The 6,804-nt window shown below is 70.1% G+C and carries 4 protein-coding genes and 1 pseudogene; 4 read left to right on the top strand and 1 reads right to left on the bottom strand.

All coding sequences use genetic code 11. From position 1 onward, the window contains the following. Nucleotides 1–1,806 precede the first annotated feature (1,806 nt). The gene (locus tag E1200_RS29560) at nt 1,807–2,184 is read right to left on the bottom strand and encodes a DUF5318 family protein (RefSeq protein ID WP_131955370.1); all 378 of its coding nucleotides are present in this window, start codon (nt 2,182–2,184) and stop codon (nt 1,807–1,809) included. Between the two features lie 166 nt (nt 2,185–2,350). Here E1200_RS29560 and E1200_RS29565 point away from each other — a divergent pair, with 166 nt between their 5' ends. The 4 genes and pseudogenes from E1200_RS29565 to E1200_RS29580 form a co-directional block, all read left to right on the top strand. After that, a complete protein-coding gene (locus E1200_RS29565; protein WP_131955371.1) occupies nt 2,351–3,004 on the top strand; it encodes a PadR family transcriptional regulator in 654 nt (217 codons plus the stop codon). Nucleotides 3,005–3,067: 63 nt separating this feature from the next. Then, nucleotides 3,068–4,147 carry an inositol-3-phosphate synthase gene (locus E1200_RS29570; protein WP_131955372.1) on the top strand — a complete coding sequence of 360 codons (1,080 nt, stop codon included), beginning with the start codon at nt 3,068–3,070 and terminating at the stop codon, nt 4,145–4,147. Nucleotides 4,148–4,327: 180 nt separating this feature from the next. Beyond that, nucleotides 4,328–6,094: an ABC transporter substrate-binding protein gene (locus tag E1200_RS29575; protein ID WP_131955373.1), complete on the top strand. Its 1,767-nt coding sequence runs from the start codon at nt 4,328–4,330 to the stop codon at nt 6,092–6,094. A 249-nt stretch (nt 6,095–6,343) separates the two neighbouring features. Further along, nucleotides 6,344–6,804: pseudogene (locus E1200_RS29580) on the top strand (MFS transporter); the annotation flags it as partial.

Here is a 6,804-nt window from a genome sequence, read left to right on the forward strand (position 1 = left end):
CTTGAACTGCGAGGTGACCTTCGCCCCGAGTTCCTGCCTGACCTTCTGCAACTCGCCGAGCTTGTCCTTGATCCCGGGCTTCGCGGCCGTCCCGAACCCGGCCCCCGCGGCCATGCCCGCACCGGCCATGCCGTGCGCACCGGCCACACCTGGCCCGCCTGGACCACCGGGCATCCCCGCCCCGGGACCACCCGGACCACCAGGCCCGCCGAACCCCGCAGGCGGCCCGTACCCATTGGACGGACCACCGCCACCGGGCGCACCGACGTCCCCGCGAATAGCGGGACCGGGCGCGGTCGGCGGCGCACTCGACCCTCCGAAAGCCCCACCAGGCGCACCCGCACCCGAGGGAATGGCAGGCCCAGGAGCCGTAGGCGGCGCCCCGGAATCACCGGCACCACCCGACATCCCATAACCACCGGGCAGACCGCCACCGCCCGGCCCACCGCCCGAGCCAGGACCGCCCGCTCTACCACCAGGCGCCCCAGACCCGCTCAACGCCCCAGAACCACCGGCTCCGCCCGGCCCGCCGCCGGCCGAGCCGGACATCCCATGCGAACCCGAACCGCTGGAAAAGCCCTCGCCGCCGGAGCCACCGCCTCCACCCGGCGCACCACCGGGCATGCCAGACATACCGGGCGAGCCCGAACTGCTTGGGAGGCTCTGACCGCCGGCACCGCCCGAGCCGCCCGCAAAGCCCGCGCTGCCCGAATTACCGGCTCCACCCGGCACACCGCCAGCCATGCCGGACATACCGGGCGTTCCTGAGCCCCCAGAAAGGCCCGCGCCGCCCGGCCCGCCGGACAAACCGCGCGAACCTGAAGCACCGGACCCGCCCGGTCCGCCACCAGCCATGCCAGACATACCGGGCGAACCCGAGCCGTCAGAGAAGCTCGGACCGCCCGCGGCGCCAGATCCGCCGGCCATGCCCGACGTTCCGTGCGAACCCGAGTCACCGGCTCCGCCCAGCCCGCCGCCGGCCGCGCCGGGCATGCCGTGCGAGCCCGAACCGCCAGAAAAGCCCGCGCCGCCCGCGCCGCCGGCCCCGCCTGGCCCGCCACCCGGCGCGCCGGGCATGCCATGCGCACCGGAACCGCTAGAGAAGCTCGGACCGCCCGCGCCGCCGGCCCCACTCGGCGCGCCACCGGACATGCCGGACGTATCGTGCGAACCCGTGCCGCTGGAGAAGCTCTCGCCGCCCGCGCCGCCGGTTCCCGCTGCGCCGGACATGCCGGGCGAGGTCGAACCGCCGGGGAAGTTTTCGTTACCGGGGGCGCCACCGGGCGCGCTGGGGTAGTTCTCGCCGCTCGCGCTGCCGGGGGCGCGGTGTGCGCCTGAGCCGGCCGGTGGGGGGAATCCGCCTGACAGGGGGTCGCTCGATCCGCTGCCGCCGCCGGAGAGGGTGCCGCCGCCGGGGACGGCGTGGCCGCTCATGAAGCCGGGGCTCTGCGCGCTGCCCGGCGGGCCGGCCTGGGCGGCGGGGCCGTCCGTCGCGGATTCGCGGGGGGCACCCGGATAGGCGGGGTCGCCGGAGTCGCCGGGGCGGGGGACCTGCTGCCCGCCCGGCCTCTGCGACCCGGGTTCCGGTCGGGGCTGGCTTGGATTACTCACGCGACCTCATCAACAGGGGACAGCTGGTTGTTGCCAAGGGCAGGGGATCGCTCCCCAGCGTTGGAACGACTCGTGCGCCGTCCGAAGAGTACTGTGCGGGCTGGTGAGCGGGGGGAGCGTGTGCACGGCGAAGATACGTCCTGGCTGGTCAACGCCCTCGCCGAACACTGCGGCCGGCGGCTCCTCCTCTGCTTGCTACCGTTCGGGGCCCTGCTCCCCATGGCCGAGGACGTACGACTTCGCCAGGTGGTTCCATGCGCAACTTTGACACACTTCCACCACATACACCCTGAATTCTCCGTATTCGCGGTCCATCTCGGCCAGTTCGGCGGCGGCCTTGACGCGTCCCGCGTAGCGGCCCAGCTCGTCCCCATATACGTACGTGACGTGGGTCAGGGGTTCATGCCGGCAGACCGGGCACCGCTCGCCGGCCGGTTCGCCGTGGTACCGGGCCGCACGCAGGAGGTAGGGGTGGGCGTCGCAGGCGTCGTCCCTGGTCAGCGAACCGGACCTCAGTTCGGCGAGGGCCGCCCGCTTCGCGAGGCCGTAGTCGACGACCAGCCTCGGTCTCATGGTCGGCTCCCGCCCCGCATGCCTGCAGGGTAAGCGGAGCCGGGGACGTCCCGGCGGATCCGCACTTGCCAGGACGGGCCGCGCTACGTATCTTGGCGATGTATCGAGCCGATACATTGACTCGATACATCACATCGATACATCGGCTTTCGCTGAAGGGGTCCGGATGGCGGCCAAGAAGGGCGCGGGCGTGCTGGAGCTCGCCGTGCTCGGCCTCCTGCACGAGTCCCCGATGCACGGCTACGAGCTCCGCAAGCGGCTCAACGCCGTGCTCGGCATGTTCCGCGCATTCTCCTACGGCTCCCTCTATCCGTGCCTGAAGCAGCTCCTCGCGAGCGGGCTCATCATGGAGGACCGTCCGGAGGAGCACACGGCACTGGCGCTGCAGAGCCGCCGCTCCAAGATTGTTTACAAGCTCACCGCCGATGGCAAGGAGCGCCTCCAGGAGCTGCTGACCGAGGCCGGTCCGGCGTCGTGGGAGGACGAGGGGTTCGGCGTCCGCTTCGCCTTCTTCTCGCACACCCGCGCCGACGTCCGGCTACGGATCCTCGAAGGCCGGCGCAGCCGGCTGGAGGAACGACTGGAGGCTTTCCGCGCGGCTCTCGCGCGCACGCGCGAGAGGGTCGACTCCTACACCCTGGAACTGCAGAACCACGGGCTGGAGTCCGTCGAGCGCGAGGTCAGATGGCTGAACGAGCTCATCGGACGCGAGCGTGCCGAGCAGGAGCAGCAGGCCGAACGGCGGCAAGCCGAGCAGGACAGGCAAGACAGGTCTTCTGAAACCACCACACAGGACATGCCTCGGGATCACGACCGCTGACCGGCGGCACCGGGGTCGGGTGAAGAAACACCACATGTTCCGCAAGAGAGAAGGAGCAACCGGATGGGTTCGGTGCGCGTAGCCATCGTTGGTGTGGGCAACTGCGCCTCTTCGCTCGTCCAGGGTGTCGAGTTCTACAAGGACGCGGCCCCCGAGACGCGAGTCCCCGGCCTGATGCACGTGCAGTTCGGCGACTACCACGTGGGTGACGTCGAGTTCGTCGCGGCGTTCGACGTGGACGCCAAGAAGGTCGGAATGGACCTGTCCGAGGCCATTCACGCCAGCGAGAACAACACGATCAAGTTCGCGGACGTCCCGCCGACCGGTGTGACCGTGCAGCGCGGCCCGACCCTGGACGGCCTCGGCGAGTACTACCTGGACATGGTCGAGGAGTCCGGCGCCGAGCCGGTGGACGTGGTGCAGGCGCTGAAGGACGCCGAGGTCGACGTCCTGGTGTCGTACCTGCCGGTGGGTTCGGAGGAGGCCGACCGCTACTACGCGCAGTGCGCCCTGGACGCCAAGGTCGCCTTCGTCAACGCGCTGCCCGTCTTCATCGCCAGCGACCCCGAGTGGGCCCAGAAGTTCACCGACGCCGGCGTCCCGATCGTCGGCGACGACATCAAGTCGCAGGTCGGCGCGACCATCACCCACCGCGTCATGGCCCGCCTCTTCGAGGACCGCGGGGTCGAGCTGCTGCGCACGTACCAGCTCAACTTCGGCGGCAACATGGACTTCATGAACATGCTGGAGCGCAAGCGCCTCCAGTCGAAGAAGATCTCCAAGACGCAGTCGGTGACCTCGCAGATCCCGCACGAGATGGCGAAGGCGGACGTGCACATCGGCCCGTCCGACCACGTGCCGTGGCTGGACGACCGCAAGTGGGCCTACGTCCGGCTGGAGGGCCGCTCGTTCGGCGACACGCCCCTCAACCTGGAGTACAAGCTGGAGGTCTGGGACTCCCCGAACTCCGCCGGCGTGATCATCGACGCGGTGCGCGCCGCGAAGATCGCCAAGGACCGCGGCATCGGCGGCCCGATCCTGTCGGCCAGCTCCTACTTCATGAAGTCGCCGCCCGAGCAGTACAGCGACGACCAGGCGCACGAGGCGGTGGAGAGCTTCATCCGCGGCGACGTCGAGCGCTGACCTGCTGAGAGTCTGATCACAAAGTTCCCAAGGGACGCCCCGGCAGTGGACATCCACTGCCGGGGCGTCCTTACTTCTCTAGGGAAAACGGTGATGTACCGCCCCCTTGTCACCCTCCGGCTTTAATGTGACACCGTCGGTGACTGCGCGTCGGCTTCCGAATCGTGAGGTGAGAACGTCATGGCACGCGAGATATGCAGGGTGACGGCGGGGTTCACGGTGCTCGCGCTCGGGCTCACGGGGTGCGCCGGGGGAGGCGACGACGCGTCCGCGGCGGGCCGCCCCCGCGACGGCGGCACGCTGCGGATCATCGGCTCGTCGGACGTCGGGCACCTCGACCCGTCCGCCGTGGCGAGCGTCGGCGGCTACGCGCTGGCCCGCACGTTCGCGCGGACGCTGCTCGGGACGCGGGCGTCCAACGACTTCCAGGAGACGATCCCCGTCCGGCCCGACATCGCCGCACGGCTCCCGACGCGCGAGAACGGCGACATCTCCAAGAACCGCCGCACGTACACGTTGCGGCTGCGCGAGGGCGTCCGGTGGAACACCGAGCCGCCGCGCCCGGTGACCGCGCACGACTTCGTCCGCGGCTTCAAGCGGCTGTGCAACCCCGCGTCCCCGTCCGGCGGCAAGGGGTACTTCATCTCCACGATCAAGGGCATGGCGGAGTTCTGCGACGGCTACTCCGCCGTCGACGCGAAGAGCGCCGAGGCGATGGCCGCCTACCAGCGCGCCCAGCAGATCGACGGGCTCCGCGCCAAGGACGACCGGACGCTGGTCTTCGAGCTGAAGAAGCCCGCGAGCGACTTCCTGAACCTGCTGGCGCTGCCGTACGCGGCCGCCGCACCCCAGGAGTACGACAGGTACGTCCCGGATTCGGCGGAATTCCGGCAGAACACCCTGTCGAACGGCCCGTACCAGATCAGCGAATACAAGCCGGGCATGTCCTACCTGCTCACCCACAACCCGGTCTGGCGGCAGCAGAGCGACCCGCTCCGCGAGCGGCACGTGGAGAAGATCCAGATCACCCTCGGGCAGGACTCGCCGGAGACCGTCCAGCAGCAGATCGAACAGGGCTCCGCCGACCTCGCCTGGGACCAGCCCGTCCCGACGTCCGCGATCCCCCGGCTGCGCGACGACCCGCGGTTCGCGATCCGGGAGACCCCGAGCAACAGCCCGTACCTGGTGTTCAACACGCTCAGCCCGAACAACGGCGGCGCGCTCGGCAAGCGCGAGGTCCGCCAGGCGCTCCAGTACGCCGTGGACCGCAGTGCCCTCATCAAGATCGTGGGCGGCCCGTCGGTGGCGCAGCCGCTGCACACGGTGATCCCGCCCGGCAGCTCCGGCTACGCCCCGGCGAACCACTATCCGACGCCCGGCGAGTCCGGCGATCCCGCCAAGTGCCGCGAGCTGCTCGGCAAGACCGGCCACGGCGACCTCACCCTGAAGTTCCCGTACCGCACCAACAGCACCCACAAGCTCATCGCCCAGTCCATCGCCGAGAACCTCGACGCCTGCGGCGTGAAGACCGAGCTCACCGCCGACTCCGGCGGCTCCTTCTACGCCGGGACGATCTCCACCCCCGCGAACACCCGCGGCGGCCGCTGGGACATCGCCGCCCCCGGCTGGACGCCCGACTGGTACGGCAACAACGGCCGCTCCATCATCCAGCCGCTCTTCGACGGACGCGGCTACGGGCAGAACTCCACCAACTACGGCGGCTACGACAACCCCGAGGTCAACGCCCTCATCGACGCCGCCCTCACCGCCCCCGAGCCCTCGCACGCCGCCGGCTACTGGCAGCAGGCCGACCAGAAGATCATGGAGGACGCGGCGATCATCCCGCTGCTCAGCCGCTCCCACACGATCTTCCACTCCTCCCGCGTCCACGGCGCCTACTTCCTCCCGACCACGGCCAGCTACGACTACACCCGCGTATGGCTTTAGCAGTGTCCTCGGCGGTCAGGCGCTAGAGCACCTTCCTTCAACGGGCACTGCGCGCGATCGCTGCATCGCTCCGAACTCGCCTGGCGGCTCGCTGCGCGATCAGGTTTCTCGCAGGCTCGAAACCTGCCTTCGGACGCGATCGCAGGCGTTGAGGTTATTGCGGGGTTGCTGTGGGGCTGAGGTCGTCGCGGTTCCGGCGTTATGGGTGGTCGGGGTCGTGTTGGGATGTGGGCGGCATAGGGTGACCTGGTGCGGTCTGGTGAGTTGCGGGGGATTCTGCGGGGGCGGGACTTTCGGCGGCTCTATGCGACTCGGATCGCGTCGCAGCTGACCGACGGGGTCTTCCAGGTCGCGCTCGCGGGGTACGTGTTCTTCTCGCCCGAGCGGCAGACGACCGCGGCGAAGGCGGCGGCGGCGTTCGCGGTGACGCTGCTGCCCTACTCGGCGCTCGGGCCGTTCGTCGGCGTGTTCATCGACCGCTGGCGGCGGCGGCAGATCCTCGTGTGGACACCGGTGCTGCGGGCCGTGCTGGTGCTGCTCGTCGCGGCGCTGGTCGCGGCGGGGCAGGACGGGACCTTCTTCTTCCTCGGGGTCCTCGTCGTGCTGGGCGTGAACCGGTTCTTCCTCGCTTCGCTGTCGGCGGCGCTCCCCCATGTGGTCACGCGCGATCAGTTGGTGACGGCGAACGCGTTCTCCGTCACGTCCGGGAC

It is taken from the genome of Actinomadura sp. GC306 (genome assembly GCF_004348665.1).
Taxonomy (GTDB): domain Bacteria; phylum Actinomycetota; class Actinomycetes; order Streptosporangiales; family Streptosporangiaceae; genus Spirillospora.

What these genes read in the sequence shown, in the direction of transcription:
- E1200_RS29560 (WP_131955370.1), bottom strand. Translation starts at nt 2,184, where the DNA reads ATGAGACCGAGGCTGGTCGTCGACTACGGCCTCGCGAAGCGGGCGGCC.
- E1200_RS29565 (WP_131955371.1), top strand. Translation starts at nt 2,351, where the DNA reads ATGGCGGCCAAGAAGGGCGCGGGCGTGCTGGAGCTCGCCGTGCTCGGC.
- E1200_RS29570 (WP_131955372.1), top strand. Translation starts at nt 3,068, where the DNA reads ATGGGTTCGGTGCGCGTAGCCATCGTTGGTGTGGGCAACTGCGCCTCT.
- E1200_RS29575 (WP_131955373.1), top strand. Translation starts at nt 4,328, where the DNA reads ATGGCACGCGAGATATGCAGGGTGACGGCGGGGTTCACGGTGCTCGCG.